This window comes from Pseudomonas sp. AC239 (genome assembly GCF_979258545.1).
Genome location: NZ_OZ409864.1, coordinates 2,925,838 through 2,952,515, shown reverse-complemented (window position 1 = coordinate 2,952,515; position 26,678 = coordinate 2,925,838). Strand labels below are relative to the sequence as shown.

The 26,678-nt window shown below is 60.0% G+C and carries 28 protein-coding genes; 12 read left to right on the top strand and 16 right to left on the bottom strand.

Annotated elements, in window-relative coordinates; translation table 11 throughout:
* Positions 1-25: 25 nt before the first annotated feature.
* Entirely contained in the window at positions 26-508 is a 483-nt protein-coding gene (locus ACZ0AZ_RS13310; protein WP_129999917.1) for a glutathione peroxidase, read from the bottom strand.
* 123 nt (positions 509-631) lie between these two features.
* Positions 632-1,117, bottom strand: a complete 486-nt coding sequence (locus ACZ0AZ_RS13305) for an FKBP-type peptidyl-prolyl cis-trans isomerase (protein WP_016771661.1) — start codon at positions 1,115-1,117, stop codon at positions 632-634.
* Here ACZ0AZ_RS13305 and ACZ0AZ_RS13300 point away from each other — a divergent pair.
* Genes ACZ0AZ_RS13300 through ACZ0AZ_RS13290 form a run of 3 tightly spaced genes read left to right on the top strand, consistent with a single transcriptional unit; the run spans position 1,086 to position 4,469 of the window.
* A complete protein-coding gene (locus tag ACZ0AZ_RS13300) occupies positions 1,086-1,412 on the top strand; it encodes a DUF3565 domain-containing protein (protein WP_073473919.1) in 327 nt (108 codons plus the stop codon). The two genes, ACZ0AZ_RS13305 and ACZ0AZ_RS13300, sit on opposite strands and share 32 nt — an antisense overlap.
* Positions 1,413-1,463: 51 nt before the next feature.
* Complete coding sequence (gene pta / locus ACZ0AZ_RS13295) at positions 1,464-3,563, top strand: phosphate acetyltransferase (RefSeq protein ID WP_463537524.1); 2,100 nt, start codon at positions 1,464-1,466, stop codon at positions 3,561-3,563.
* The gene (locus ACZ0AZ_RS13290; RefSeq protein ID WP_039759338.1) at positions 3,564-4,469 is read left to right on the top strand and encodes an acyltransferase; all 906 of its coding nucleotides are present in this window, start codon (positions 3,564-3,566) and stop codon (positions 4,467-4,469) included.
* A 196-nt stretch (positions 4,470-4,665) separates the two neighbouring features.
* Here ACZ0AZ_RS13290 and cysN read toward each other — a convergent pair whose 3' ends face one another.
* From cysN to ACZ0AZ_RS13270, 4 genes are all read right to left on the bottom strand, one after another.
* The gene (cysN, locus tag ACZ0AZ_RS13285; protein WP_039759339.1) at positions 4,666-6,564 is read right to left on the bottom strand and encodes a sulfate adenylyltransferase subunit CysN; all 1,899 of its coding nucleotides are present in this window, start codon (positions 6,562-6,564) and stop codon (positions 4,666-4,668) included.
* 53 nt (positions 6,565-6,617) lie between these two features.
* Positions 6,618-6,959, bottom strand: a complete 342-nt coding sequence (locus ACZ0AZ_RS13280) for a four helix bundle protein (protein ID WP_039759341.1) — start codon at positions 6,957-6,959, stop codon at positions 6,618-6,620.
* 104 nt (positions 6,960-7,063) lie between these two features.
* Positions 7,064-7,981 carry a sulfate adenylyltransferase subunit CysD gene (gene cysD, locus ACZ0AZ_RS13275; RefSeq protein WP_007912374.1) on the bottom strand — a complete coding sequence of 306 codons (918 nt, stop codon included), beginning with the start codon at positions 7,979-7,981 and terminating at the stop codon, positions 7,064-7,066.
* A gap of 257 nt (positions 7,982-8,238) precedes the next feature.
* Positions 8,239-8,997, bottom strand: coding sequence for a Nif3-like dinuclear metal center hexameric protein (locus tag ACZ0AZ_RS13270; RefSeq protein WP_039759344.1), 759 nt, complete (start codon positions 8,995-8,997; stop codon positions 8,239-8,241).
* 104 nt (positions 8,998-9,101) lie between these two features.
* On the opposite strand from ACZ0AZ_RS13270, the gene algW reads away from it, so the two are divergent.
* The 3 genes from algW to ACZ0AZ_RS13255 all read left to right on the top strand — a co-directional run bounded on the left by algW (position 9,102) and on the right by ACZ0AZ_RS13255 (position 13,185).
* On the top strand, positions 9,102-10,259 hold the full coding sequence (algW, locus tag ACZ0AZ_RS13265) for a Do family serine endopeptidase AlgW (RefSeq protein WP_129999920.1): 1,158 nt from the start codon (positions 9,102-9,104) through the stop codon (positions 10,257-10,259).
* A gap of 88 nt (positions 10,260-10,347) precedes the next feature.
* Positions 10,348-12,453: a TonB-dependent siderophore receptor gene (locus ACZ0AZ_RS13260; RefSeq protein WP_129999921.1), complete on the top strand. Its 2,106-nt coding sequence runs from the start codon at positions 10,348-10,350 to the stop codon at positions 12,451-12,453.
* Positions 12,454-12,465: 12 nt separating this feature from the next.
* The gene (locus tag ACZ0AZ_RS13255) at positions 12,466-13,185 is read left to right on the top strand and encodes a DUF4198 domain-containing protein (protein ID WP_463537523.1); all 720 of its coding nucleotides are present in this window, start codon (positions 12,466-12,468) and stop codon (positions 13,183-13,185) included.
* Between the two features lie 193 nt (positions 13,186-13,378).
* Here ACZ0AZ_RS13255 and hisC read toward each other — a convergent pair whose 3' ends face one another.
* The 10 genes from hisC to ACZ0AZ_RS13205 form a co-directional block, all read right to left on the bottom strand.
* Complete coding sequence (gene hisC, locus ACZ0AZ_RS13250) at positions 13,379-14,431, bottom strand: histidinol-phosphate transaminase (protein WP_463537522.1); 1,053 nt, start codon at positions 14,429-14,431, stop codon at positions 13,379-13,381.
* Between the two features lie 3 nt (positions 14,432-14,434).
* Entirely contained in the window at positions 14,435-15,772 is a 1,338-nt protein-coding gene (hisD, locus tag ACZ0AZ_RS13245; RefSeq protein ID WP_463537521.1) for a histidinol dehydrogenase, read from the bottom strand.
* 125 nt (positions 15,773-15,897) lie between these two features.
* Complete coding sequence (hisG, locus tag ACZ0AZ_RS13240; RefSeq protein ID WP_016771668.1) at positions 15,898-16,533, bottom strand: ATP phosphoribosyltransferase; 636 nt, start codon at positions 16,531-16,533, stop codon at positions 15,898-15,900.
* A gap of 128 nt (positions 16,534-16,661) precedes the next feature.
* Entirely contained in the window at positions 16,662-17,927 is a 1,266-nt protein-coding gene (gene murA / locus ACZ0AZ_RS13235; protein WP_016771669.1) for a UDP-N-acetylglucosamine 1-carboxyvinyltransferase, read from the bottom strand.
* 22 nt (positions 17,928-17,949) lie between these two features.
* Complete coding sequence (locus ACZ0AZ_RS13230; protein WP_016771670.1) at positions 17,950-18,189, bottom strand: BolA family protein; 240 nt, start codon at positions 18,187-18,189, stop codon at positions 17,950-17,952.
* 115 nt (positions 18,190-18,304) lie between these two features.
* Positions 18,305-18,610: an STAS domain-containing protein gene (locus ACZ0AZ_RS13225; protein ID WP_039759362.1), complete on the bottom strand. Its 306-nt coding sequence runs from the start codon at positions 18,608-18,610 to the stop codon at positions 18,305-18,307.
* On the bottom strand, positions 18,607-19,260 hold the full coding sequence (locus ACZ0AZ_RS13220) for an MlaC/ttg2D family ABC transporter substrate-binding protein (RefSeq protein ID WP_129999927.1): 654 nt from the start codon (positions 19,258-19,260) through the stop codon (positions 18,607-18,609). Before ACZ0AZ_RS13220 ends, ACZ0AZ_RS13225 begins: the two co-directional genes overlap by 4 nt.
* A gap of 11 nt (positions 19,261-19,271) precedes the next feature.
* Entirely contained in the window at positions 19,272-19,739 is a 468-nt protein-coding gene (gene mlaD / locus ACZ0AZ_RS13215; RefSeq protein ID WP_016771673.1) for an outer membrane lipid asymmetry maintenance protein MlaD, read from the bottom strand.
* A complete protein-coding gene (gene mlaE / locus ACZ0AZ_RS13210) occupies positions 19,739-20,536 on the bottom strand; it encodes a lipid asymmetry maintenance ABC transporter permease subunit MlaE (RefSeq protein ID WP_039759366.1) in 798 nt (265 codons plus the stop codon). The genes mlaD and mlaE overlap by 1 nt, the downstream gene beginning before the upstream one ends.
* Positions 20,536-21,345, bottom strand: a complete 810-nt coding sequence (locus ACZ0AZ_RS13205; protein ID WP_310408986.1) for an ATP-binding cassette domain-containing protein — start codon at positions 21,343-21,345, stop codon at positions 20,536-20,538. Before ACZ0AZ_RS13205 ends, mlaE begins: the two co-directional genes overlap by 1 nt.
* A gap of 272 nt (positions 21,346-21,617) precedes the next feature.
* Here ACZ0AZ_RS13205 and ACZ0AZ_RS13200 point away from each other — a divergent pair, with 272 nt between their 5' ends.
* The 6 genes from ACZ0AZ_RS13200 to ACZ0AZ_RS13175 all read left to right on the top strand — a co-directional run bounded on the left by ACZ0AZ_RS13200 (position 21,618) and on the right by ACZ0AZ_RS13175 (position 26,611).
* Complete coding sequence (locus ACZ0AZ_RS13200) at positions 21,618-22,592, top strand: KpsF/GutQ family sugar-phosphate isomerase (RefSeq protein WP_039759372.1); 975 nt, start codon at positions 21,618-21,620, stop codon at positions 22,590-22,592.
* Positions 22,592-23,116, top strand: coding sequence for a KdsC family phosphatase (locus tag ACZ0AZ_RS13195; protein WP_016771677.1), 525 nt, complete (start codon positions 22,592-22,594; stop codon positions 23,114-23,116). Before ACZ0AZ_RS13200 ends, ACZ0AZ_RS13195 begins: the two co-directional genes overlap by 1 nt.
* Positions 23,117-23,124: 8 nt before the next feature.
* On the top strand, positions 23,125-23,697 hold the full coding sequence (gene lptC, locus ACZ0AZ_RS13190; RefSeq protein ID WP_039759708.1) for an LPS export ABC transporter periplasmic protein LptC: 573 nt from the start codon (positions 23,125-23,127) through the stop codon (positions 23,695-23,697).
* A complete protein-coding gene (gene lptA / locus ACZ0AZ_RS13185; protein ID WP_016771679.1) occupies positions 23,684-24,229 on the top strand; it encodes a lipopolysaccharide transport periplasmic protein LptA in 546 nt (181 codons plus the stop codon). The genes lptC and lptA overlap by 14 nt, the downstream gene beginning before the upstream one ends.
* Positions 24,229-24,954 (top strand): LPS export ABC transporter ATP-binding protein, encoded by a 726-nt coding sequence (gene lptB, locus ACZ0AZ_RS13180; RefSeq protein ID WP_024011621.1) that lies wholly within the window; start codon positions 24,229-24,231, stop codon positions 24,952-24,954. The genes lptA and lptB overlap by 1 nt, the downstream gene beginning before the upstream one ends.
* Positions 24,955-25,120: 166 nt before the next feature.
* Positions 25,121-26,611, top strand: coding sequence for an RNA polymerase factor sigma-54 (locus tag ACZ0AZ_RS13175; protein WP_463537520.1), 1,491 nt, complete (start codon positions 25,121-25,123; stop codon positions 26,609-26,611).
* Positions 26,612-26,678: the final 67 nt, after the last annotated feature.

Below are 26,678 nucleotides of genomic sequence, written 5' to 3'. Positions count from 1 at the left end.
CAGCTCAACGCTGCGATTTTCTGATTCAGGCTAAGGCTTTTTCGATCGCGGCAATCACTGTCGGATCATCCGGCGCCGTGCGCGGCGAGAACCGCGCCAGTACCCGGCCGTCCTTGCCGAGCAGAAACTTTTCGAAGTTCCAGGTGATGTCGCCGGGAAACTCGGCGCCTTCGCCCGCCAGCAAGCGATACAACTGATGCCGTTCGTGGCCGTTGACTTCGAGCTTGCTCGACAACGGAAAGGTCACGCCATAGTTGAGGCTGCAAAACTCCTGGATTTCTTTCTCCGAGCCCGGTTCCTGGCCGGCAAACTGATTGCAAGGCAAGCCCAGCACGGTGAAGCCCTTCTCTTTATATTGCTGGTAGAGGTTTTCCAGTGCCGCGTACTGGGGGGTCAAGCCGCATTTGGAGGCCACGTTGACCACCAGCACGACTTGGCCCTTGAACGGCGCCAGCGGTAGCTCCTGACCATCCAGGGCTGTCAACTTAAGGTCGTGAAAAGCACTCATGCCGAACTCCAGGATTCTCGTGTTCTACTCGAAACAGCCACTTGGCGAGGCCACCAAGGACAGCCGCGGACTAAAAAGGCGCCCACAGGCGCCTCTCCAGTACTCGAAGCTTAGCGCAGAAAATCAGTGGTGATGGCCACCTTCGCCATGGACGTGACCATGAGCGATTTCTTCCTGGCTGGCGTCACGGATATCAACGATCTTCACTTCGAAGTTCAGGCGCTGACCGGCCAGAGGGTGGTTGCCATCAACGGTGACGTCGTCGCCGTCCAGATCACGGATGGTGACGATCTGCATCTGGCCGTCCGGCGCCGAAGCGTGGAACTGCATGCCGACTTCCAGCTCGTCAACGCCTTCGAACATGCTGCGGCTCAGGGTGCTGACCAGCTCGGCGGCGTATTCGCCGTAAGCATCTTCCGGCTCAACGGCTACTTTCAGCTCGTCACCGACGGCTTTGCCTTCCAGGGCTTTTTCCAGGCCCGGGATGATGTTGCCTGCGCCTTGCAGGTAAACCAGCGGAGCGCCGCCGGCGGAGCTGTCGATGACCTCACCAGCGTCGTTGGTCAGGGTATAGTCGATGGAGACAGCCTTATTGGCGGCGATCAGCATGGGGCGAGACCTTTTGCATAAGAATATAGAAAGGCCAAGTTTAGCGAAGCAATCGCGTGAAAGCGACCACAACCCGGACAAACGGGTTTCGACCATCACCGGCTTCCATCAGGACGAAGACGGCCATTGGGTGGTCGAGCTTTCCTGTGGTCACACCCAGCACCTGCGCCATCAGCCGCCGTGGCAAACCCGCGCCTGGGTCCTGGATCCGGCGCAACGTATTGAAAAAACAGGTCAACCCTTTGCCTGCGGTTGGTGTGCACAAGGCTCGGTTAGCGCTAACCTTGGCGACTGAATTTCGGTAGTCGGCCAGACATAGGCTGACACCCTTGCATAGAGAATTCCCATGCAAACTTTTTTTATCGCCCCCACCGATTTTGGCGTGGGTCTGACCTCCATCAGCCTCGGGCTGGTGCGCACGCTTGAACGCGCCGGGCTGAAAGTCGGCTTCTTCAAACCGATCGCCCAGCCACATCCGGGCGACACTGGCCCTGAGCGATCCACCGAACTGGTGGCGCGCACCCACGGCCTGAAGCCGCCGCAGCCGTTGGGGCTGGCGCACGTCGAGCGCATGCTCGGCGACGGTCAGCTCGACGAACTGCTCGAAGAAATCATCGCCTTGTATCAGCAAGCGGCCATCGGCAAAGACGTGCTGGTGGTCGAAGGCATGGTGCCGACCCGTAGCGCCAGTTACGCCGCGCGGGTCAATCTGCACTTGGCCAAAAGCCTCGATGCCGAGGTGATTCTGGTCTCGGCGCCGGAAAACGAAGTGCTCGCCGAATTGTCCGGTCGAGTCGAGTTGCAGGCGCAATTGTTCGGTGGCCCCAAAGATCCGAAAGTCCTTGGCGTGATCCTCAACAAGGTCAAGACCGACGAGAGCATGGAGGCCTTCGCCACGCGTCTGAAGGAGCATTCGCCGTTGTTGCGCAGTGGCGATTTCCGCTTGCTCGGCTGCATCCCGTTCCAGCCAGAACTTAACGCGCCGCGCACGCGTGACGTCGCCGACCTGATGGGCGCGCAAGTGCTCAACGCGGGCGACTACGAAACCCGGCGCATGAGCAACATCATCATTTGCGCACGGACCATGCGCAACACCGTCGAGCTGCTCAAGCCCGGTGTGCTGGTGGTGACGCCGGGCGATCGCGACGACATCATCCTCGCCGTCAGCCTCGCAGCGATCAACGGCGTGCCGCTGGCGGGCCTGCTGCTGACCAGCGACACCCTGCCCGACCCGCGCATCATGGACTTGTGCCGAGGCGCGTTGCAGGCCGGTCTGCCGGTGTTGTCGGTAAGCACCGGCTCGTACGACACCGCTAATGTGCTCAATGGCCTGAACAAGGAAATCCCCATCGATGACCGCGAGCGCGCGGAGATCATCACCGATTTCGTCGCCAGCCACCTCGACGCCAACTGGCTGCATCAGCGCTGCGGCACGCCTCGAGAGATGCGCCTGTCGCCGGCAGTGTTCCGCTATCAATTGATCCAGCGCGCGCAGGCGGCGAACAAGCGCATCGTCCTGCCTGAAGGCAGCGAGCCGTTCACCGTGCAAGCGGCGGCGATCTGCCAGGAGCGCGGGATCGCCCGTTGCGTGCTGCTGGCCAAACCTGCAGACGTCGAAGCGGTCGCCCGCGCTCAAGGGATCGTGCTGCCGCCGGGTCTGGAAATTCTCGACCCGGACCATATCCGTGAGCGTTACGTCGAACCGATGGTCGCCCTGCGCAAAAGCAAAAGTCTCAATGCACCAATGGCCGAGCAGCAACTGGAAGACACCGTGGTGATCGGCACCATGATGCTTGCGCTGGACGAGGTCGACGGCTTGGTCTCGGGTGTGATCAATACCACCGCCAATACCATCCGCCCGGCCTTGCAACTGATCAAGACCGCGCCAGGCTGCACGCTGGTGTCGTCGGTATTCTTCATGCTGTTCCCGGAAGAAGTGCTGGTCTACGGCGACTGCGTGATGAACCCGCACCCAAGCGCTGCCGAACTGGCCGAAATCGCCCTGCAAAGCGCCGACTCGGCGGCCGCATTCGGCATCAACCCACGGGTGGCGATGATCAGCTATTCCAGCGGCGAATCGGCGACTGGCGAGGAAGTCGAAAAAGTCCGCGAAGCCACCCTGCTCGCCCACGAACAACAGCACTCGCTCTTGATCGACGGCCCGCTGCAATACGACGCCGCCGCCAACGCCGACGTCGCCCGGCAACTGGCGCCGAACAGTCAGGTCGCCGGGCGAGCCACAGTGTTTGTATTCCCCGATCTGAACACCGGCAACACCACGTACAAAGCCGTACAACGCAGCGCCGATTGCGTCAGCCTCGGGCCGATGCTGCAAGGCCTGCGCAAACCGGTGAACGACCTGCCGCGCGGCGCGCAGGTCGATGACATCGTCTACACCATCGCGCTCACCGCGATTCAAGCCGCCAACCGACCTATGGATGTGTAAATGCTGGATTTTCTACCCGCACCCGTGCGCGGCGTGATCGCCTCGCTGCTGTTGGCGCTCAACACGATTCTGCTCTGCTCGTTCCTGTTCTGCGTGGCGCTCGTCAAGGCCCTGCCGTTTGCCTTTACCCAGCGCATTGCCGGTTGGCTGATGAGCCACACCCACGAGGCGTGGATCAGCAACAACAAGGGCTGGATGAATCTTGTCCGTCGTACCCGCTGGCACCTCAGCGGCCTGCAAGGTCTCGACTATCAGCACTCGTACCTGATCACCAGCAACCACCAGAGCTGGGTGGATATCCTGGTGCTCCAATACGTGCTCAACCGCAAGATTCAACCGCTGAAGTTCTTCCTCAAGCAGGAGCTGATCTGGGTTCCGGTAATCGGTCTGGCCTGGTGGGCGCTGGGCTTTCCGTTCATGAAGCGCTACTCCAAGGCGTATCTGGAAAAACACCCGGAGAAGAAAGGCAAGGACCTGGAAACCACCCGTAAGACCTGTGCGAAATTCCGCCATAACCCAGTGGGAATTTTCAACTTCGTTGAAGGCACACGCTTCACCGAAGGCAAGCATGCGCAGCAGCAATCGCCGTTCAAATACCTGCTCAAGCCCAAGGCCGGCGGGATCGCCTTTGTGCTCGACGCGATGGGCGAACAGCTGGAGTCGATCGTCAACGTGACGATTCATTACCCGGCCGGGCGTCCGGGGTTCTGGGACTTGCTCTGCGGCAATGTGCGCGATGTGGTGGTGCACTTTGAAGAAATCAAAATTCCGCCGGCCTTCATCGGCAAGAACTACGACCAGGACGGCGAGTACCGCTTGCAGTTTCAGGGCTGGATCAACCAGCTGTGGCTGGACAAGGATGCGTTGCTGGAGCAGATGCACCGCGAATATCCAGGTCACCGATAACCCCCTGTGGGAGCGAGCCTGCTCGCGAAAGCGGTGGATCAGCTTGCAAAGATGTTGAATGAGATAAAGCTTTCGCGAGCAGGCTCGCTCCCACAGTTTTAATTGCAGCGCTCTGAAATAAAAAGCCCGCCGATGATCACTCATCGACGGGCTTTTTCTTTCCGCTTGCAGCTAAAAGCTTGCCGCTGCTTCTGCCTTAGATCGCGCCACGCTGACGCAACAGCTCCAGCACTTGCTTGACGCTTTCTTCCAGGCTCAGCGACTGCGTGTCGATTACCAGATCGGCATTCAGCGGCACGTCGTACGGGAAGGATTCGCCCGGGATGTTGTCGCCGCCAGCGGCGTACAGACCTTGCGGATCACGTTCGGCGCACACGGTCGGCGAGGCCTGCACGTAGACCGTCACCAAGCGATCCTTGCCGATCAGTTCCTTGGCCTGCTCGCGCCCTTCGGCACTTGGCGCAACGAACGCGGCCAGGGTCAGCAGCCCTGCTTCGTTGAACTGACGCGCGACATGCGCAGCACGACGCCAGTTCTCGGTGCGCCCGGCGCGATCCTGTGGCAGACCTTTGTTCAGATCGTGACGCAGGTTCTGGCCATCGAGCACAAACACCGCGCGGCCCATGTCGAACAGCTTGCGCTCGACCGCGTATGCCAGAGTGCTTTTGCCCGCGCCCGACAGACCGCTGAACAGCACGGTAGCCGGTTGCTGGCCGAAGCGCTGGGCACGTTCCTCGGTCGCCACGTGGGCCAGTTTGCCGTGGTGGGTGGCGGTGCCATGCGTTACAGGCTGAGCGACGATCATGCCGGCGCCCACGGTGCCGTTGGTCAGGCGATCGATGACGATGAATGCGCCGGTGGTGCGGTTGCTGTCGTAACCGTCGAGGGCGATCGGCGCGTCAAGGGCGATCTTCACCTTGCCGATTTCGTTGAGCTGCAACGCGCTCGCCGGGCCTTCTTCCAAGGTGTTCACATCGACCTTGTTGACGATACTGGCAATCGAGCCCGGCACGTAACTGGTGGCGCGTTTGATGTCGTATTTCTTGCCCGGCAGCATCGGCTCTTCAGCCATCCACACCAGCATCGCTTCGAAGCTGTCGGTGACCGGCGGCACATTGTCGGCATGCACCAGCAGGTCGCCGCGGGAGATGTCGATTTCGTCTTCCATGGTCAGCGTTACGGCCTGGCCTGGACCTGCGTGTTCCAGCTCACCTTCGAAAGTGACGATGGACTTCACCCGGCTGCTCTTGCCCGACGGCAGCACCACGACTTCGTCGCCCTTGTGCACGATGCCGCTGGCCAGCGTGCCGGCGAAACCACGGAAGTTCAGGTTCGGACGGTTGACGTACTGCACCGGGAAACGCAGATCGGTGAAGTTGCGATCGCCCGCCACTTCCACAGTCTCGAGGATTTCCATCAGCGACTGGCCGGTGTACCACGGCGAGCGCTCGGACTTGTTCACCACGTTGTCGCCCTTGAGGGCAGACATCGGCACGAAGTGCATGCTGGTCGGCTTCATCTTCAAGCCTTCGGCGAACTTCAGGTAGTCAGCCTTGATCGACTCGAACACGCCCTCGTCGAAGTCCTTCAAGTCCATCTTGTTGATGGCGACAACGATGTGTTTGATTCCCAACAGCGAAGCGATGAAGCTGTGACGACGGGTCTGGGTCTGCACGCCGTAACGAGCGTCGACCAGAATGATCGCCAGGTCACAGGTGGACGCACCGGTGGCCATGTTGCGGGTGTACTGCTCATGGCCGGGGGTGTCGGCGATGATGAATTTGCGCTTGGCGGTGGAGAAATAGCGGTAAGCCACATCAATGGTGATGCCCTGCTCACGCTCGGCCTGCAGGCCGTCGACCAGCAACGCCAGGTCGATGTCGTCACCGGTGGTGCCGGATTTTTTCGAATCGCGGGTGATCGCCTCGAGGTGATCTTCGTAGATCATTTTCGAGTCGTGCAGCAGGCGCCCGATCAGGGTGCTCTTGCCGTCATCGACGTTACCGCAGGTCAAAAAGCGCAGCAGCTCTTTACGTTCGTGCTGGCCCAGGTAGGCGAGGATGTCCTCGCTGATCAAATCAGAAGCATGGCTCATTGCATTCAAGCTCCAAGCTGTAAGCTTCAAGCGGCAAGCTTGTCGGCGTACAGCTAGTCAGAAATTTTGTTGATCAACCCAACCAGCATCCTAGAAAGCTCTCGGGTCTCCATAATCCAATTTTCAGCCAGTGGTTCTGCGATGTAAGCGATATCTCGGCCTATCAGGATCTGGGTGCGCAGCTCTCCACAAGAAGCTTTCGCAATCCAAAGAAAATGAACCTTTTCTTTGCAACTCCGACGCTCCATGCCTTCAGCGATATTGGAAGGCACTGAAAGTGCAGAACGGGTGATCTGATCCTTGAATCCAAAATCCCCGCACCGCGCAAACTCTTTGAAAATCCTCACCGCCAGACATTTGCTTCGCTGCCATACAACCAGTCTCTCGAAATCCATTACGAGTCATCCGATTCCGGCCCGCAGCAACCGGCTGCAAGCGCCAAACTGCAAAGCTACTCATACCGCCTTTAACTTGCAGCTTGCCGCTTGTAACTCGAAGCTTAAAAGTAACCTTGACGTTTTTTGTCTTCCATCGAGCCTGCGCCATCGTGGTCGATGACCCGGCCCTGGCGCTCGGAAGTTCGCGTCAGGAGCATTTCCTGAATGATGTCCGTGAGGCTTTCGGCCTCGGACTCCACCGCGCCTGTCAACGGGTAGCAGCCAAGGGTGCGGAACCGCACTTTCTTTTTCACGATGCGCGCTTTGTCTTCATCGGACAGGTGCTCGAGGATGCGCTCGTCGTCGATCATGATCAGCGTGCCGTTCTTCTCGATCACTTCGCGTTCGGCAGCAAAATACAGCGGCACGATCGGGATGCCTTCGAGGTAGATGTACTGCCAGATGTCCAGCTCGGTCCAGTTCGACAACGGGAACACACGGATGGATTCGCCCTTGTTGACCTTGCCGTTGTAGACGTTCCACAGCTCGGGGCGCTGGTTTTTCGGGTCCCAGCGGTGCTTGCTGTCGCGGAACGAGTACACGCGCTCTTTGGCGCGGGATTTCTCTTCATCGCGACGGGCGCCGCCGAAGGCTGCGTCGAAACCATGCTTGTCGAGTGCCTGTTTCAGGCCTTCGGTTTTCATGATGTCGGTGTGCTTGGCGCTGCCGTGGGTGAACGGGTTGATGTTCTGCGCCACGCCATCGGGGTTGATATGGGTGATGAGATCCAGGCCCAGTTCTTCGACCATTTTGTCGCGGAACTTGTACATCTCCTGGAATTTCCAGCGGGTGTCGACGTGCATCACCGGAAACGGCAGTTTGCCCGGGAAGAACGCCTTGCGTGCCAGGTGCAGCATCACGGCGGAGTCTTTACCGATGGAGTACAGCATCACCGGGTTGTCGAACTCGGCGGCCACCTCGCGGATGATGTGGATGCTTTCCGCCTCCAGCTGTTTCAGATGCGTCAGTTTGTCGACCATGGCTACTCACGAAAGCTTTCTTATGAACGGCCAGCGGGCCGTGTTCGAGCGGGGAATCCTAGCACAGCGACCTCTTCTAATCAGGACGCCAACTAGATCGAAAGGGTATATGAATATGCCTGGCAGTTCGGCCGAACAGCTGCTTTTCCTGTGGGAGGGGGCTTGCTCCCGAAAGCGTTGTGTCATTCGAAATCATCGTCGAATGACACACCGTTTTCGGGAGCAAGCCCCCTCCCACATTGGAGAGATGTTTAACCTCAGATCGGATTCGGGCAATCGATGAAGATGTGCTCCAGGGCAAAACGCTTCGCCAGATACTCACCCAGCGCCTGCACGCCATAGCGTTCGGTGGCGTGATGGCCGGCGGCGATGAAGCTGATGTCGTTTTCCCGCGCGCTGTGGAAAGTCTGCTCGGAGGCCTCGCCGCTGATGAACAGATCGACACCCGCCGCCACGCCCTGATCGATATAACCCTGGCCACCACCGGTGCACCAGCCGACGCGACGGATCATGCCGCTGCCTTCGATCAACAGCGGCTCGCGGCCCATGACCTCCTGCACCTTGCGCGCGAAATCCCGTGCGGTCATTGGCTCATTCAGCGAACCCACCAGCCCGACGACTTTCGGGTTGCTCGGATCCAGCGGACCTTCGACAGTGATGTCGAGCTGACGCGCCAGTTGCACGTTGTTGCCGACGTCCGGGTGCAGATCCAGCGGCAGGTGATAGGCGAGCAGACTGATGTCGTGCTTGAGCAAGGTCTTCAAGCGGCGCTGTTTCATGCCAGTGACGCAGGGGTTTTCGCCTTTCCAGAAATAACCGTGATGGACCAGGATCAGGTCGGCCTCGGCTTCGACGGCGGCATCAAGCAACGCCTGGCTGGCGGTGACGCCACTGACGATACGCATCACCTGCGGGCGGCCTTCGACCTGCAAACCGTTGGGGCAATAATCGGCGATTTTCGCACTGGCCAGGTAACGGTCGGCTTCTTCGACGAGGGTGCTGAGGGCAACGGCCATGAAAGACTCCTAAATATCCCGTTCAGAGGCACGCGCGGCCTCGTATAATGCGCGACATTATGGGCGGTCTGACCTCGCCTGCAACCTTTCCAGGAACGTGCTTAATGCTCAAGGCGCTGCGTTTTTTCGGCTGGCCGCTGTTGGCCGGTGTGCTTATCGCTCTGTTGATTATTCAGCGTTACCCCGAGTGGGTCGGGCTGCCGAGCCTCGATGTCAATCTGCAACAGGCGCCACAGACAACGATCGTGCAACAGGGCCCGGTGTCCTATGCCGACGCGGTAAGCATCGCCGCGCCGTCGGTGGTCAACCTGTACACCACCAAGGTCATCAACAAACCGGCGCATCCCTTGTTCGAGGATCCACAGTTCCGCCGCTTCTTCGGTGACAACTCGCCGAAACAGAAGCGCATGGAATCGAGCCTCGGTTCCGGGGTGATCATGAGCCCGGAAGGCTACATCCTCACCAACAACCACGTCACCAGCGGCGCCGACCAGATCGTCGTGGCGCTGAAGGATGGCCGCGAAACACTCGCGCGGGTGATTGGCAGCGATCCTGAGACTGACCTTGCGGTCCTGAAAATCGACCTGAAAAACCTCCCGGCAATCACCGTCGGCCGCTCCGACAGCATTCGCATCGGCGACGTGGCGCTGGCCATCGGCAACCCGTTCGGCGTCGGCCAGACCGTGACCATGGGCATCATCAGCGCCACCGGCCGCAATCAGCTGGGCCTGAACAACTACGAAGACTTCATCCAGACCGATGCGGCGATCAACCCGGGCAACTCCGGCGGTGCGCTGGTCGACGCCAACGGCAACCTCACCGGTATCAACACGGCGATCTTTTCCAAATCCGGCGGCTCGCAGGGCATCGGTTTTGCCATCCCGGTGAAACTGGCGATGGAAGTGATGAAGTCGATCATCGAGCACGGTCAGGTGATTCGCGGCTGGCTGGGCATTGAAGTGCAGCCGCTGACGCAGGAACTGGCCGAGTCGTTTGGCTTGTCCGGGCGCCCGGGGATTGTCGTTGCCGGAATTTTCCGTGACGGCCCGGCGCAGAAAGCCGGCCTGCAACTGGGCGATGTGATTCTGAGCATCGATGGCGAGCCCGCCGGAGATGGTCGCCGCTCGATGAACCAGGTGGCGCGGATCAAACCGACCGACAAGGTGACGATTCAGGTCATGCGCAACGGCAAGGAGCTGAAGCTGACCGCTGAAATCGGCCTGCGTCCACCACCGGCACCGATGAAAGAAAAAGAAGAGTAAAAATGTTTTCGCGCCAGTGGCGCGAATAACAGACATTCTCAACAGGCATGTTATATTGTTTCAATTCTAGCAATTGGAACAACATAACATGTCGTCTCGCAAAAAGGCCTCGCTGTTGGGCCTGACTCTGGGTTTGCTCTGCGATCCCGCCTTCGCCGATGAGCCGCAGCCCGTTGAGCTGGAAGCCATCAGCGTCACCTCCGACTACGAATCCCCGACCGGCCCGGTCAGCGGTTATCGCGCGACTCGCTCGGCCAGTGCGACCAAAACCGACACGGCGATTCGCGATATCCCACAAGCCATCAGCGTAGTCCCGGCCAGTGTGCTCTCGGACCTGGGCAGCAGCAGCGTCGAGCGCGCGCTGGATTTTGCCGGCGGCGTATCGAAGCAGAACAACTTCGGCGGCCTGACCCTGTACGAATACAGCGTGCGCGGCTTCACCACGTCCGAGTTCTACAAGGACGGCTTCAGCGCCAATCGCGGTTACCCGAGCACGCCGGATGCGGCCAACATCGAGCGCATCGAAGTGCTCAAAGGTCCGGCCGCCAGTCTGTACGGCCGGGGCGATCCCGGCGGCACGGTAAACATCGTCACCAAGAAGCCGCAGCCTGAAGCATTCGCTACATTGCAGACCAGCGCCGGCAGTTGGGACCGTTATCGCACCGCGCTGGACGTCAATACGCCCCTCGATGAACAGGGCAATGTGCTCTCGCGTATCAACCTCGCCGTAGAAGACAACAACAGCTTTCGCGACCACGTCGACAGCCAGCGGGTATTCGTCGCGCCTTCGTTCAGTTGGCAGTTGAACCCGAACACCTCGCTGCTGGTGGAAAGCGAAATCGTCCGTCACAACTCGACGTTCGATCGTGGCGTGGTGGCGCCGAACAACAAGTGGAGCGGCGTATCCCGTTCGACGTTCTTGGGCGAACCCAACGACGGCAACATCGACAACCACAACAACCTGCTCCAGGCCACCCTTGAGCACCATCTGAACGACAGCTGGAAACTGCGTCTGGCCAGTCACTACAAGGAAGGCAAGCTCTGGGGCGACGCTTCCGAAGCACGACCGCTGAACGCCGACGGCCATACGGTCAACCGCCGCTTGCGCGAACGCGACACGAGTTGGCACGACAGCATCACCCAACTGGAACTGCGCGGTCTGTTCGACCTCGGTGCGTGGCAGCATGAGTTGCTGATCGGCACCGAGTACGAGAATTACCGCAAGGACGAACGCGTCACCACCATTGCTGGCGGCCCCTACGCCATCGACATCTATAAGCCGGTCTACGGCCAGCCGAAACCCAACGGCGCACGCTCGGGCACCGACTTTTTCGAACACGTCGAAAGTCATGCGCTGAATCTGCAGGACCAGATCATCTTCACCGACAAGCTGCGCGGCATGCTCGGCGCGCGCTTCGAGCATTTCGATCAGCGCATCGACGATCACAGCCGCAACGCCAGAAGCCAGCAACGCCACGACGCGCTGACCCAACGCGCCGGCCTGCTCTATCAGCTCACGCCAAACACCGGCCTGTTCGCCAACGCCTCGACCTCGTTCAAACCGAACAACGGCCTGGATGCTTCCGGCAAATCCTTCGACCCCGAAGAAGGCGTCGGTTACGAACTGGGGATCAAGAACGAGCTGTTCGATGAGCGCGTGAGCAGCACCCTCGCCTTCTTCCACATCGACAAGGAGAACGTTCTCGCCCTCGATCCGGGCACCGACACCAGCCGCGCCATGGGCAAGGCGCGCAGTCAGGGTTTCGATTGGCAAGTGAGCGGCCAGGTGACCGACGCAGTGCGGGTCATCGGCGCCTTCGCCTACATCGACGCCGAGGTGACCAAGGGCGACGCGACCATTCCTACCGGCAGCCGCATCCTCGGCGTGGCCAAACGCAGCGGCAGTCTGCTGGGTGTTTATGAATTTCAGGATGGCCGACTGCGCGGTTCAGACGTCGGTGCAGCGTTCACCTACGTCGGTGATCGTTCGGGCGAATCCGGCAGCGACTTCGAATTGCCGGCCTACAAGACCGTCGACTTGCTCGCGCACTACAAGGCCAGCGACAACGTCACCGTCGGCCTGAACCTGAACAACATATTCGACGAGAAATACTACGAGCGCTCCTACAGCAACTACTGGGTCAACCCCGGCGAGCCACGCAATTTCACCGTCAGCCTGACACTCAACCTGTAAAAGGACGTCACCATGCACTACGGCAAATCCCTTCTGCTCATCGCTGCGCTGTTCACTGGTCAGGTATCGGCCCATGGCCTGTGGACAGAAGAACGACGCGGCAACATCGAAGTGGTCTACGGCCATGGCGCAGAAGACAACGCGTTCAAGGCGCGGAAGATCTGCGGCGCCTGGGCTTATGACGCCGGCGGCAAGATGATTCCGGTCAGCGTTGAGCGGCTCACCGATCACGCACGCTTGAAACCGCTGAAGTCGCCTGCGGTGATGGCCGTGGCGCTGAACAATGGCATGTGGTCGCAGACGGCGGACAAGAAGTGGGTCAACGAAGGACGCAGCAAAGTACCCGGCGCCACCGAGGCCACGCAGACGTTCAAGTACAGCCTGGCGATCTATCAGCCGGGGGCGAAGTTGCCGAAGCTCGATCAGATCAAGTTGCTGATTGTGCCCGAGATTGATCCGCTGACGGTCGGACCGGGGAATTCGCTGCCGGTGCGCGTATTGCTCGATGGCAAACCGGCGGTGGGGGTGAAGTTGTTTGGCGATTACCGCAGCGCACCGAACACGTTGAGCACCGAAACTGACAAGGATGGACGTGCGCAGGTGCTGGTGCGTAATGAAGGGTTGAATGTGATTGCGGCGCAGGTTGAAGTGCCGGTGAAGGGCAGCGCTGATGTGGATAGTCGTGGGTTGTTCAGTTCGCTGACTTTCTTGGGCGAGCCGCATCACGAATAAAAGCACACCCTCACCCCAGCCCTCTCCCAGAGGGAGAGGGAGCCGACCGAGTTGTCTTGCGGGATACATCGACCTGAAAGACCGAGTCGATTATGGATTCGGTAAACCAAATTCAGGTCGGTGAAATTCTGCAATATTCCCCATTCAGTCCCCTCTCCCTCTGGGAGAGGGCTAGGGTGAGGGGCTTTTGCTTTTAGAGGTCGCCAAGGCCGTCGATCAACGCCTGATTCTGCTCCGGCGTACCCACCGATATCCGCAGGAACTGCGCAATCCGCTCCTGCTTGAAGTGCCGCACGATCACGCCCTGCTCGCGCAGCTTGGCCGCCAGGCCCGCCGCATCATGCTTCGGGTGGCGAGCGAAGATGAAGTTGGCCGCCGACGGCAGCACTTCAAAGCCTTTTGCCTGCAACTGCGCCACCACCCATTCGCGGCTCTCGATCACCTGACGACAGGTCTTGTCGAAATACTCGCGATCTGCAAACGCCGCCGCCGCGCCGACAATCGCCAGACGATCCAGTGGATAGGAGTTGAAGCTGTTCTTGATCCGCTCCAGCGCCTCGATCAGATCCGGGTGCCCTACCGCCAGACCGACACGCAGGCCGGCCAGCGAGCGTGACTTGGACAGCGTCTGCGTCACCAGCAGGTTCGGGTAGCGATCCACCAGACTGATCGCCGTCTCGCCGCCAAAGTCGATGTAAGCCTCATCCACGACTATCACCGAATCCGGGCTGGCCTTGAGGATTTGCTCGACCGCGTCCAGCGCCAGCAGGCACCCGGTCGGGGCGTTCGGGTTGGGGAAAATGATCCCGCCGTTCGGTTTGGCGTAGTCGGCCGGGTTGATCTGGAATTGCGCGTCCAGCGGCACCGCATCAAATTCAATGCCGTACAGGCCGCAGTAGACCGGATAAAAGCTGTAGCTGATGTCCGGAAACAGCAGCGGCTGATCGTGTTGCAGCAAGCCGTGAAAGATGTGCGCGAGCACTTCGTCCGAACCGTTGCCAAGGAAAACCTGACTGGTCTGCACGCCGTAGTATTCGGCCACGGCGTTTTTCAGCAGATCACTGTTCGGATCCGGGTACAGGCGCAGGTTGTCGTTGAGCTCGGCCTGCATCGCAGCCAGTGCTTTTGGCGATGGGCCGTACGGATTTTCGTTGGTATTGAGCTTGACCAGCTTGGTCAGCTTCGGCTGTTCGCCCGGCACGTAGGGCACCAGATCCTTGACGAACGGGCTCCAGAATTTACTCATCGCTCAGTTCCCCTGCCCTTTCAGAAAGTCTTGGTCTTTGATGCGGTATTCGGCGCTGCGCGCGTGGGCGCTCAGTGATTCGCCACGGGCCAGTACCGATGCAGTTTTACCCAGCTCGGAAGCGCCGGCCTCGGAGCAGAAGATGATCGATGAGCGTTTCTGGAAGTCGTAGACGCCCAGCGGCGAGGAGAAGCGCGCGGTGCCCGAAGTCGGCAATACGTGGTTCGGGCCGGCACAGTAATCGCCCAACGCTTCGGAAGTGTGGCGGCCCATGAAGATCGCACCGGCGTGGCGGATCTGCGGCAGCCAGGCTTGTGGATCGGCGACCGACAATTCCAGGTGTTCCGGGGCAATGCGGTTGGCGACTTCGATGGCTTGGGCCATGTCGCTCACCTGAATCAGCGCACCACGGCCATTGATCGAAGTTTCGATGATGGTCGCGCGGTCCATGGTCGGCAGCAATTTATCGATGCTCGCGGCCACCTTGTCGAGGAACTCGGCGTCGGGGCTGACCAGAATCGCTTGCGCGTCTTCGTCGTGCTCGGCCTGGGAGAACAGGTCCATGGCAATCCAGTCCGGATCGGTCTGGCCGTCGCAGACCACAAGAATTTCCGAAGGGCCAGCGATCATGTCGATGCCGACCTGGCCGAACACATGACGCTTGGCCGTGGCGACATAGATGTTGCCCGGGCCGACAACCTTGTCGACACGCGGCACGCTTTCGGTGCCGTAAGCCAGGGCGGCAACTGCTTGCGCGCCGCCGATGGTGAACACCCGGTCGACACCGGCGATGCAGGCAGCGGCCAGCACCAGCTCGTTGATTTCACCGCGCGGGGTCGGCACGACCATGACCACTTCGGTCACGCCGGCCACCTTGGCCGGAATCGCGTTCATCAATACCGACGACGGATAGGAGGCCTTGCCGCCCGGCACGTACAGGCCTGCGCGATCCAGTGGCGTGACTTTCTGGCCGAGCACCGTGCCGTCAGCTTCGGTGTAGCTCCAGGAGTCCTGCTTCTGTTTTTCGTGATAGCTGCGTACCCGCGCGGCGGCTTTTTCCAGGGCCTCGCGTTGCGGCACGGTGATGCGGGTCAGGGCCAATTCGAGGCGCTCGCGCGGCAGGATCAGGTCGGCCATCGAGGCGACATCGAGGCCGTCGAACTTCTGGGTGAACTCGACCAGCGCCGCGTCACCGCGCTCGCGCACAGCCTTGATGATGTCCAGCACGCGCTGATTGACCGAGTCGTCAGACACACTTTCCCAGCTCAGCAGATGATCCAGATGATGCGCGAAATCCGGGTCAGCAGCGTTGAGTCGGCGAATTGCAGTGGTTGCGGTCATAGCGAGAGCCTCATAGGAATTGGCAAAAACTCAGGCGCCCGAAACTAGCATTCGATCCGCTTGGGCACCTGAGAATTCTGGCTATGAGGCGGATAGACGGCGCGGCCTCGGGCCGCGCTGGTAGATCAGCCGCGGTGTCGCGATTCCACTGCGTTGCGCAGGGTGTCGATCAACGCCTGGATACGAGCGTGCTGCATTTTCATTGAAGCCTTGTTGACCACCAGACGCGAGCTGATCGTGGCGATCAATTCTTGTGGCTCCAGGCCGTTGGCGCGCAGGGTATTGCCGGTGTCGACCACGTCGATGATCTTGTCGGCCAGCCCGATCAGCGGCGCCAGTTCCATCGAGCCGTACAGCTTGATGATGTCGACCTGACGGCCCTGCTCGGCATAATAACGCTTGGCAACGTTGACGAACTTGGTCGCCACGCGCAGACGGCCCTTGGGCTCGGCGGCGCCGATCTTGCCGGCGGTCATCAGCTTGCACTGGGCGATCTGCAGGTCCAGCGGCTCGTACAGGCCCTGGCCGCTGTATTCCATCAGCACGTCCTTACCGGCGACGCCGAGGTCGGCCGCGCCATGCTCGACATAGGTCGGCACGTCGGTGGCACGCACGATCAGCAGACGCACGTCGTCCTGGGTCGTGGGAATGATCAGCTTGCGGCTCTTGTCCGGATTCTCGGTCGGCACGATGCCCGCTTCAGCGAGAAGCGGCAGGGTGTCGTCAAGGATGCGGCCCTTGGACAGTGCGATGGTCAACATGGGAAACGTCAGTCCTTATCAAGGTACTCATGCCCGGTCGCAATCGGCGCCGGACACACATCGAGGGTGCGTACACCCTCGACTCGAAACGAATTCAACGGACACGTCCCTGTGTCCCGATGCAGCGATCAGCCCGGAACCCGACGGATCTTGGCACCCAGCATTTGCAGTTTTTCTTCGATGCACTCGTAACCACGGTCGATGTGGTAGATGCGGTCGATCAGCGTGTCGCCTTCGGCAACCAGCGCCGAGATCACCAGGCTGGCCGATGCGCGCAGGTCGGTGGCCATGACTGGCGCGCCCTTGAGCTTCTCGATGCCGGTGACGATCGCAGTGTTGCCTTCAACCTGGATATGCGCGCCCATGCGGTGCAGCTCGTACACGTGCATGAAACGGTTTTCGAAGATCGTCTCGATCACCGCACCGGTGCCTTCGGCAATGGCATTCAGCGAGATGAACTGGGCCTGCATGTCGGTCGGGAACGCCGGGTACGGCGCGGTGCGCACGTTGACCGCTTTCGGCCGCTTGCCGTGCATGTTCAGCTCGATCCAGTCTTCACCGCAGGTGATTTCCGCGCCGGCTTCACGCAGCTTTTCCAGCACTGCTTCGAGAATGGTCGGATCGGTGTCCTTGACCTTGACGCGGCCACCGGTGACGGCAGCAGCGACCAGGTAGGTGCCGGTTTCGATACGGTCAGGCATGACCTTGTAGAAAGCCGAACCCAGACGCTCGACGCCATCGATGGTGATGGTGTCGGTGCCGGCGCCGGAAACCTTGGCGCCCATGGCGTTGAGGAAGTTCGCCAGGTCGACTACTTCAGGCTCGCGCGCGGCGTTCTGCAACACGCTGCGGCCCTTGGCCAGAGCAGCGGCCATCATGATGTTTTCGGTACCGGTCACGCTGACGGTGTCGAAGAAGAAGTGTGCGCCGCGCAGGCCGCCTTCAGGCGCCTTGGCCTTGATGTAGCCGCCTTCGACGTCGATGACCGCGCCCATGGCTTCCAGACCGCGGATGTGCAGGTCAACCGGACGCGAACCGATGGCGCAACCGCCAGGCAGTGCGACTTCGGCTTCACCGAAACGGGCAACCATAGGGCCTAGTACCAGAATCGACGCACGCATGGTTTTCACCAGTTCGTACGGGGCGATCAGGGTCTTGATGGTGCGCGGGTCGATTTCGACGCTGAGCTTCTCGTCGATCACCGGCTCAATGCCCATGCGCCCGAACAGCTCGATCATGGTGGTGATGTCGTGCAGGTGCGGCAGGTTGCCAACGGTGACCGGGCCATCGCACAGCAAGGTCGCGGCCAGAATCGGCAGGGCGGAGTTCTTCGCGCCGGAAATGCGGATCTCGCCATCAAGACGAGCGCCACCGGTAATAATCAATTTATCCATTAGTATCTCGACGCCCTAGGGCTCAGGTGCGCTCGGCCCAGGCCGCGCGGCTGAAAAATTTCATAGTGACCGCATGGATGCTGCCATCGGTGATCCATGGGTTCAAATGGGCATAGACCTGCTGCTGACGCTTCACCGGGCTCAACGCCGCCAGTTCATCGCTAATCACGTTCAGCTGGAAGTTGCAGCCTTCGCCTTCAACTTCTACCAGCGTTCCTGGCAGCTTTCCTTCAAGGAAGCTCTTCACTTCTACGGCCTGCATGCTCAACCTCAATCGGCGCCCTGTGCGCACGGGTCGGACATCATACAAAAAAGCCCCGCGCCTGCGAACCCCGCAACGCAGGACTCTGACGGGGGGCTTCTTTATAGATGTCGGTTCAGGGATGCGCCAACAGCTCGGTCAGTTCACTGACCTGAGCGATTTCGCGCATGTCTTCGGGCATCGCGCGAATGCTGACGGCCTTGCCGGCCGCCTGCGCATCGCGCATGAAGCACAGCAGCAATGACAGGCCGACGCTGCTGGACTTCTGCACCGCCGAACAATCGATGACCAGCGCCGATGCCTTGCTCGATTTGATCAGCGCCTGCCCTTCCTTGCGCAGGTCGGGCCCGGTGCGGTAATCCAGCACGCCGCTGAGCACCAGCTCGTCGACATCACTCATGCGAACTGCCGCCTCACTCATTGCGCTGGCTTCGCGGCGGCTTTGTCGGTTTCCTGCTTGGCCTTGGCCACTTCACCGGCCCAGCCATCGATGGTCTTGTCCAGATCGTTGCCATTGCGCTGCATGGCGTCGGCGAACTGATCACGGAACAGCTTGCCGATGTTGATGCCGTTGATGATCACGTTGCGCAGTTTCCACTCGCCACCGATCTTCTCAAGGGTGTACTGCACCGGATAGATCGCGCCGTTGCTGCCCTTGACGGTCATGTTGACGCTGGTGCGGTCGCCAGATTCGTCCTTGGCAGGGTCAACCGTGATGCCCTGGTTGTTGTATTCCAGCAGCGCGTTGCCGTAGAACTGGAACAGGCCGCGCTTGAAGTTTTCCTGAAAGCGTTGCATCTGCTCAGGCGTGGCCTTGCGCGAATACTTCACGGTCATGATGCTCTTGGAGATGCCCTCGGCATCCACCACCGGCCCGACAATGCTGTTGAGCGCCGCATAGAAATCCTGCGGATCCTGCTTGTACTTTTCTTTATTGGCCTGCAAATCGGCAAGCATCCGGTTCGTGGTGTCCTGAATCAGGTCATGAGCCGATTGCCCCGGTGCGGCGTTAGCCATCAACGGCAGGGCCGCGAGCAACACCAACAGGCCACGTCGCAAGATAGAGATCATTCAAAAGCTCCTCATTTGGCGTCTTTGCTAACGGTATTGAGCAGGAATTTACCGATCAGGTCTTCCAGTACCAGTGACGACTGCGTGTCATGGATGGTTCCACCGTCTTTCAACTGGGTGTCTTCACCGCCGACGCTGATACCGATGTATTTCTCGCCCAGCAGACCCGCGGTGAGGATAGACGCTGTCGAGTCGACCGGCAGGTTGTCGACCTTTTTATCCACTTGCAGCGTGACCCGACCGGTGAAGCTGTCGCGATCCAGATCGATAGCAGTGACCTTACCGATGGTCACACCGGCCATGGTCACTTTGGCTCTGACCGTCAGACCGGCGATATTGTCGAAATACGCATACAGCTTGTAAGTATCGGTAGACGAAGTCGGAGACAGGCCACTGACGCGCAAGGCGAGCAGCAGCAAAGCCAGGATCCCTGCCAGCAGGAACAGGCCGACACCGATTTCCAGGGTGCGGTTTTGCATCAGAAATCTCCAAACATCAAAGCGGTCAGAATAAAGTCCAGGCCGAGCACTGCCAGCGAGGCAAACACCACGGTCTTGGTGGTGGCACGACTGATTCCCTCGGAAGTGGGTTCACAGTCATAGCCTTGAAATACGGCGATCCAGGTCACGACGAAGGCGAAAACGACACTTTTGATCACGCCATTGAGCACGTCACTGGTGAAGGTCACGCTGTTCTGCATGTTCGCCCAGTACGAGCCTTCGTAGACACCCAGCCAGTCGACCGCGACCCACGAACCACCCCAGATGCCGACGACGCTGAAGATCATCGCCAGCACCGGCAGGGAAATGAAGCCGGCCCACAGGCGCGGGGCGATGATGTACTTGAGCGGATCGACACCGATCATTTCCAGGCTGGACAGCTGCTCGGTGGATTTCATGTTGCCGATCTCGGCGGTCAGGGCCGAACCGGCGCGACCGGCAAACAGCAATGCCGTAACCACCGGCCCGAGTTCACGCAGCAACGTCAGGGCGACCATCTGCCCCACCGCCTGCTCTGAACCATAGCTGGAAAGAATGCTGAAGCCCTGCAGCGCGAGGACCATGCCGATGAAAATGCCCGAGACCACAATGATCACCAGCGACATGACGCCGACCGAATGCAGCTGCTTGATCAACAGGCCGAAACCACCGCTGATACCGCCACGGCCCAGCAGGGCATGAAACAGGAACAGGGTCGCTCGACCAAACACCGCGACCGCGTCGATCGCCGATTCGCCGAACCGACGCACGCGTTCCATCAATGAAATTCTGCGCATCAGCGCTTCCCCAGAAGATCTGCGCGGTAATCCGTCGCTGGAAAGTGATACGGCACCGGGCCATCGGGATCGCCGGTCATGAACTGGCGGATACGCGGCTCATCCGAATTCATCAGCTCATCCGGCGTGCCCTGCCCCAGCACCTGACCATCGCCCACTACATAGATGTAGTCGGCAATGCTCGCGGTTTCCGCCAGATCGTGAGACACCACGATACTGGTAATGCCCAACGCATCGTTGAGCAGACGGATCAGGCGCACCAGCACCCCCATGGCGATCGGGTCCTGGCCCACGAAGGGCTCGTCGTACATGAGAATCTGCGGATCGAGGGCTATCGCCCGGGCCAGCGCCACGCGGCGCTTCATGCCGCCGGACAGTTCGTCCGGCATCAGCTCGATGGCGCCACGCAGCCCCACGGCCTGCAGTTTGAGCAGGACGATGTCGCGGATCATGTCTTCCGGCAGCTGGGTGTGCACCCGCAGCGGAAAGGCCACGTTCTCGAACACATCGAGGTCGGTGAACAGCGCACCGCTCTGAAACAGCACGCCCATGTGCTTGCGCGCATCGAACAGATCACTGCGCGACAGCTTCGGCAGGTTCTGCCCGTTGACCCAGACTTCGCCGCTGGACGGCCGCAACTGCGCGCCCATCAGGCGCAACAGCGTGGTCTTGCCGCAGCCGGAAGGCCCCATGATGCCGGTGACCTTGCCGCGCGGGATGCGGATATCGACGTTATTGAAAATGCTCCGCGCACCGCGCTTGAAGGAGACTCCCTTCAACTCGACCGCGTAGGCGTTATCGGCACTCATCTAAACTCCTTGCGATGCAGCCTCTCACTGGGATGCCAGACTTTCCTCGGAAACACCTGCATCCCGGGCAGGCCGAACTGGCGGCGAACTATATCACTGCAAAGGCTGAGCGCCCAAGCGAGAACCCGGCCAAGATCGCCGACTGAAGAGGGCCTGAGCGAGTTTCAGAGGGTTTTGGTAACCAGTAATGACAAAGCACGTCGAACTTGCGTGAGGCTTTGCCACATAACCGCTATAATCGCCGCCTTTTCATCGGCCCATACGATTCTGACATGAGCAAAACCCGCGACCTGATTCAATCGGCACAACGCACCATCCGCCTCGAAGTGGAAGCCGTCCAAGGCTTGATGGCCCATATCGACGCCGATTTCGTACGCGCTTGCGAGATGATTCTGGCCAGCAAGGGCCGTGTGGTCGTGGTCGGCATGGGCAAATCCGGGCACATCGGCAACAAGATCGCCGCCACCCTGGCCAGCACCGGCACTCCGGCGTTTTTCGTGCATCCGGCCGAAGCCAGCCATGGCGACATGGGCATGATTACCCGCGACGACGTGATTCTGGCCCTGTCGAACTCTGGTTCGACCAATGAAATCGTGACGCTGCTGCCGCTGATCAAGCGCTTGGGCATTCAACTGATCAGCGTCACCGGCAACCCGCAGTCGCCCTTGGCGAAGGCTGCCGAGGTCAATCTCAATGTGCATGTCGAGCACGAAGCCTGCCCGTTGAATCTGGCACCGACTTCTTCTACTACTGCAGCGCTGGTCATGGGCGATGCCCTGGCCGTGGCGCTGCTGGAAGCTCGTGGTTTCACTGCTGAAGATTTCGCGTTCTCGCATCCGGGCGGCGCCCTTGGCCGTCGCCTGCTGCTGAAAGTGGAAAACGTCATGCACGCCGGGCAAGAGCTGCCGCAGGTACAACGCGGCACCCTGCTCAAGGACGCACTGATGGAAATGACCCGCAAAGGCCTGGGCATGACCGCTATCCTTGAAGCCGACGGCAAGCTCGCCGGGATCTTCACTGACGGTGATTTGCGCCGCACCCTGGATCGCGCCATCGACATCCGCAGCGCCACCATCGACCAGGTGATGACCGCCCACGGCAAGACCGCCCGGCCCGACATGCTCGCCGCCGAAGCCCTGAAAATCATGGAAGACCATCGAATCAACGCCCTGGTAGTCGTCGACGAGGAGGATCGCCCGATCGGCGCCTTCAACCTCTCCGATCTGCTGCGCGCAGGAGTCATGTAATGAGCAACGATCTGCTGCAACGCGGCAAAGCGATCAAACTGGCAGTTTTCGATGTCGACGGTGTGCTCACCGACGGCCGCCTGTACTTTCTTGAAGACGGCAGCGAGTTCAAGACCTTCAACACCCTCGACGGCCAGGGCATCAAGATGCTAATGAATGCCGGCGTACAAACCGCGATCATCAGTGGTCGCAAGACTCCAGTGGTCGAGCGTCGCGCGAAAAACCTCGGCATCCCGCACCTGTTTCAGGGGCGTGAAGACAAACTGGTGGTGCTCGACGGCCTGCTCGCACAACTGGGCCTAAGCTATGAAGAAGTCGCCTACCTCGGTGACGATCTGCCAGACTTGCCGGTGATCCGCCGTGTAGGGCTGGGCATGGCGGTGGCCAACGCTGCCGATTTCGTCCGCGAACACGCCCACGGCGTTACCCGCGCCCGTGGCGGCGAAGGTGCCGCCCGCGAATTCTGCGAATTGATCCTGCGCGCCCAGGGCCGCCTCGAAGCGGCCAACGCCGCGTACCTGTGAGCCTGACCATGTTTAGCAAAAAGTTTCGCAACTTCCTGCTGTTCGGCTGCATCGCGGCGATTTTCGCTGCGGTCGGCTATTGGAACATCAGCCCTGAACGCTTCCTCGACAAGCCACCGGTTTCGGCTGCCGAGAATCCGATCGACTGGTACGCGACCAACACGCACACCATTCAGTATCTGCCCGACGGCAAGGTGCAGTACGAAATGACCTCCGACAAGGCCGAGCACGTCAAGGCGACCGATGTCACCCTGGTGACCAAGCCTGACTTGAACATGTATCGCGGCACCGACTTCCCCTGGCACGTGACCAGCGAACGCGGCGAAGTGAACTCGGGCGGTACCGAAGTGGAATTGATCGATTCGGTCCGCGTGCAGCGCACCGATGAGAAAAAGCGCGGCACCCTGATCACCAGCACGCGCATGACCGTGTTCCCGCAGCAGGAATATGCGCAGACTGCGCAACCCGTTAGAATCGAGGGCGCTGGTGGCGTATCGACTGGCGTCGGAATGAAAGCGTACCTGAAGGACAGCAGGATACACCTGCAATCGAACGTAAGAGGACAGTATGAGGCTCGTTAAAACCCTCCCTATTTTGCTCAGTCTGGGCGCAGCACTGGGAAGCGCGAGCGCCTGGTCCCTGCCGAACGATCAGCAGCAGCCTATCCGCATTCAGGCCGACGACGCCCAACTGGACGACAAGAATGGCATCGCCACCTATAAAGGTGACGTGATCATTACCCAGGGTTCGATGATCGTTAAAGGCAACACCGTGACCATGACGCGCGCGCCCAATGGCGACATCGACGTGGTGACCTCGGTGGGCAACCTGGCTTACTTCGAGCAGCTGCAGACCCAGGGCGACGCCAATCCGGTCAAGGGCTACGGCGTGACGATTCAATACCACGCCCAGCAGAACCGGGTGGTGCTGATCGACAAGGCCAAGGTTATCGACAAGGATAACAACGTCACCCAAGGCGAAAAAATCGTCTACGACACCGTGAAGAAACTGGCCAGCGCCGGTCGCGCCACGGGCAGCAAGGTCACCGAATCGCGTCCGCGCATCGACATGGTGATCCAGCCGAAGAAGAAAACCGAAGAGAAATCCCAGTAATGGCAACTCTGAAAGCTCAGCACCTGGCCAAGGCCTATAAAAGCCGCCAGGTCGTGCGTGACGTCAGCCTGTCGATCGACAGCGGGCAGATCGTCGGCTTGCTCGGCCCGAACGGCGCCGGCAAGACCACGTGCTTCTACATGATCGTCGGCCTGGTGCAGGCGGATCAGGGCCGTGTGCTGATCGATGACCTGGACGTCAGCCACCAGCCAATGCACGGCCGCGCCAAGGCCGGTATCGGCTATTTGCCGCAAGAAGCGTCGATCTTCCGCAAACTGTCGGTTGCCGACAACATCATGGCGATTCTTGAGACGCGTCCGGAGCTGGACAAGGCCGGTCGTCGCAAGGAGCTGGAAAGCCTGCTGCAGGAATTCCACATCAGCCACATCCGCGACAACCTTGGCATGAGCCTTTCCGGTGGTGAGCGTCGCCGGGTGGAAATCGCTCGTGCGTTGGCGACTGCGCCGAAATTCATCCTGCTCGACGAACCGTTCGCCGGTGTCGACCCGATCTCGGTGGGCGACATCAAGCAGATCATTCACCACCTCAAGGCCAAGGGCATCGGTGTGCTGATCACCGACCACAACGTCCGCGAGACACTGGATATCTGCGAAACCGCTTACATCGTCAACGACGGTCAATTGATCGCTGAAGGCGATGCCGAGACCATCCTGGCCAACGATCTGGTCAAGGAAGTGTATCTGGGTCACGAGTTCCGCCTGTAAGCGCGACAGCGCTGTATCGATTCAAGGCGCATTTATCCGCTTTAATTGTTACAGCGCTCTAGGCAAACACTTCAGTTTCAGGCATATAATTTGCTTAAGTTTGGCGCTTCGGCGCCCTGTAGTGGATGGCGCAAAGCGCCGGCGAATAAGGTGTTAAGCCCCTGCCATGAAACCATCGCTAGTCTTGAGAATGGGCCAGCAGCTGACGATGACGCCGCAGCTGCAACAGGCCATCCGTCTGCTCCAATTGTCGACCCTGGACCTGCAACAGGAGATCCAGGAGGCTCTGGAATCCAATCCGATGCTCGAGCGCCAGGAAGAAGGCGACGACTTCGACAACGCCGATCCTCTGGCCGACAACGCCGAACAGAAGCCCGCCGAGATTCAGGAACCCTCCTATCAGGAAACCGCCCCAACGGTGGACAACCTCGAGGATGGCGAGTGGAACGAGCGCATCCCCAACGAATTGCCGGTGGATACCGCCTGGGAAGACGTCTACCAGACCAGCGCCAGCAGCCTGCCCAGCAGCGATGACGACGAATGGGATTTCACCACCCGCACGTCCGCCGGGGAGAGTCTGCAGAGCCATCTGCTCTGGCAACTGAACCTGGCACCGATGTCCGACACCGATCGCCTGATCGCCGTGACCCTGATCGACTGCATCAACAATCAGGGCTACCTGGACGAAACGCTCGAAGAGATTCTCGAAGCATTCGATCCGGAACTGGACATCGAGCTCGATGAAATCGAAGCCGTCCTGCATCGCATCCAGCAATTCGAACCCGCCGGGATCGGCGCACGCAACCTCGGCGAATGCCTGCTTCTGCAACTGCGCCAACTGCCAGCCAAGACGCCGTGGCTGAGCGAAGCCAAGCGTCTGGTTACCGATTACATCGACTTGCTCGGCAGCCGCGATTACAGCCAGTTGATGCGCCGCATGAAGCTCAAGGAAGACGAGTTGCGCCAGGTCATCGAGCTGGTGCAGAGCCTCAATCCGCGTCCGGGCTCACAGATCGAATCGACCGAAGCCGAATACGTTATTCCCGATGTGATCGTGCGCAAGGACAACGAGCGCTGGCTGGTCGAGCTGAACCAGGAATCGGTGCCACGTCTGCGCGTCAACGCCCAGTACGCCGGGTTTGTGAAGCGTGCCGACACCAGCGCCGACAACACTTTCATGCGCAATCAGTTGCAGGAAGCCCGCTGGTTCATCAAGAGCCTGCAAAGCCGTAACGAAACCCTGATGAAAGTGGCCACGCAGATCGTCGAACATCAGCGCGGCTTCCTCGAATACGGCGACGAAGCGATGAAGCCGCTGGTATTGCATGACATCGCCGAAGCGGTCGGCATGCACGAATCAACGATTTCCCGGGTAACCACGCAAAAATTCATGCATACCCCGCGCGGTATTTATGAGCTGAAATACTTTTTCTCCAGCCACGTCAGCACCTCCGAAGGCGGCGAATGCTCGTCCACAGCGATCCGCGCGATCATCAAGAAACTGGTCGCCGCGGAAAATCAGAAAAAGCCGTTGAGTGACAGCAAGATCGCTGGTTTACTGGAGGCACAAGGCATTCAGGTGGCTCGCCGCACCGTCGCCAAGTACCGCGAATCCCTCGGAATCGCGCCTTCGAGCGAACGCAAGCGGTTGATGTAAGCCACGTTACAGCGTTCCAGTGGCAGGCTTTTCGGCCTGCCGCTTTATGCACTGGCAACGAAGGAGA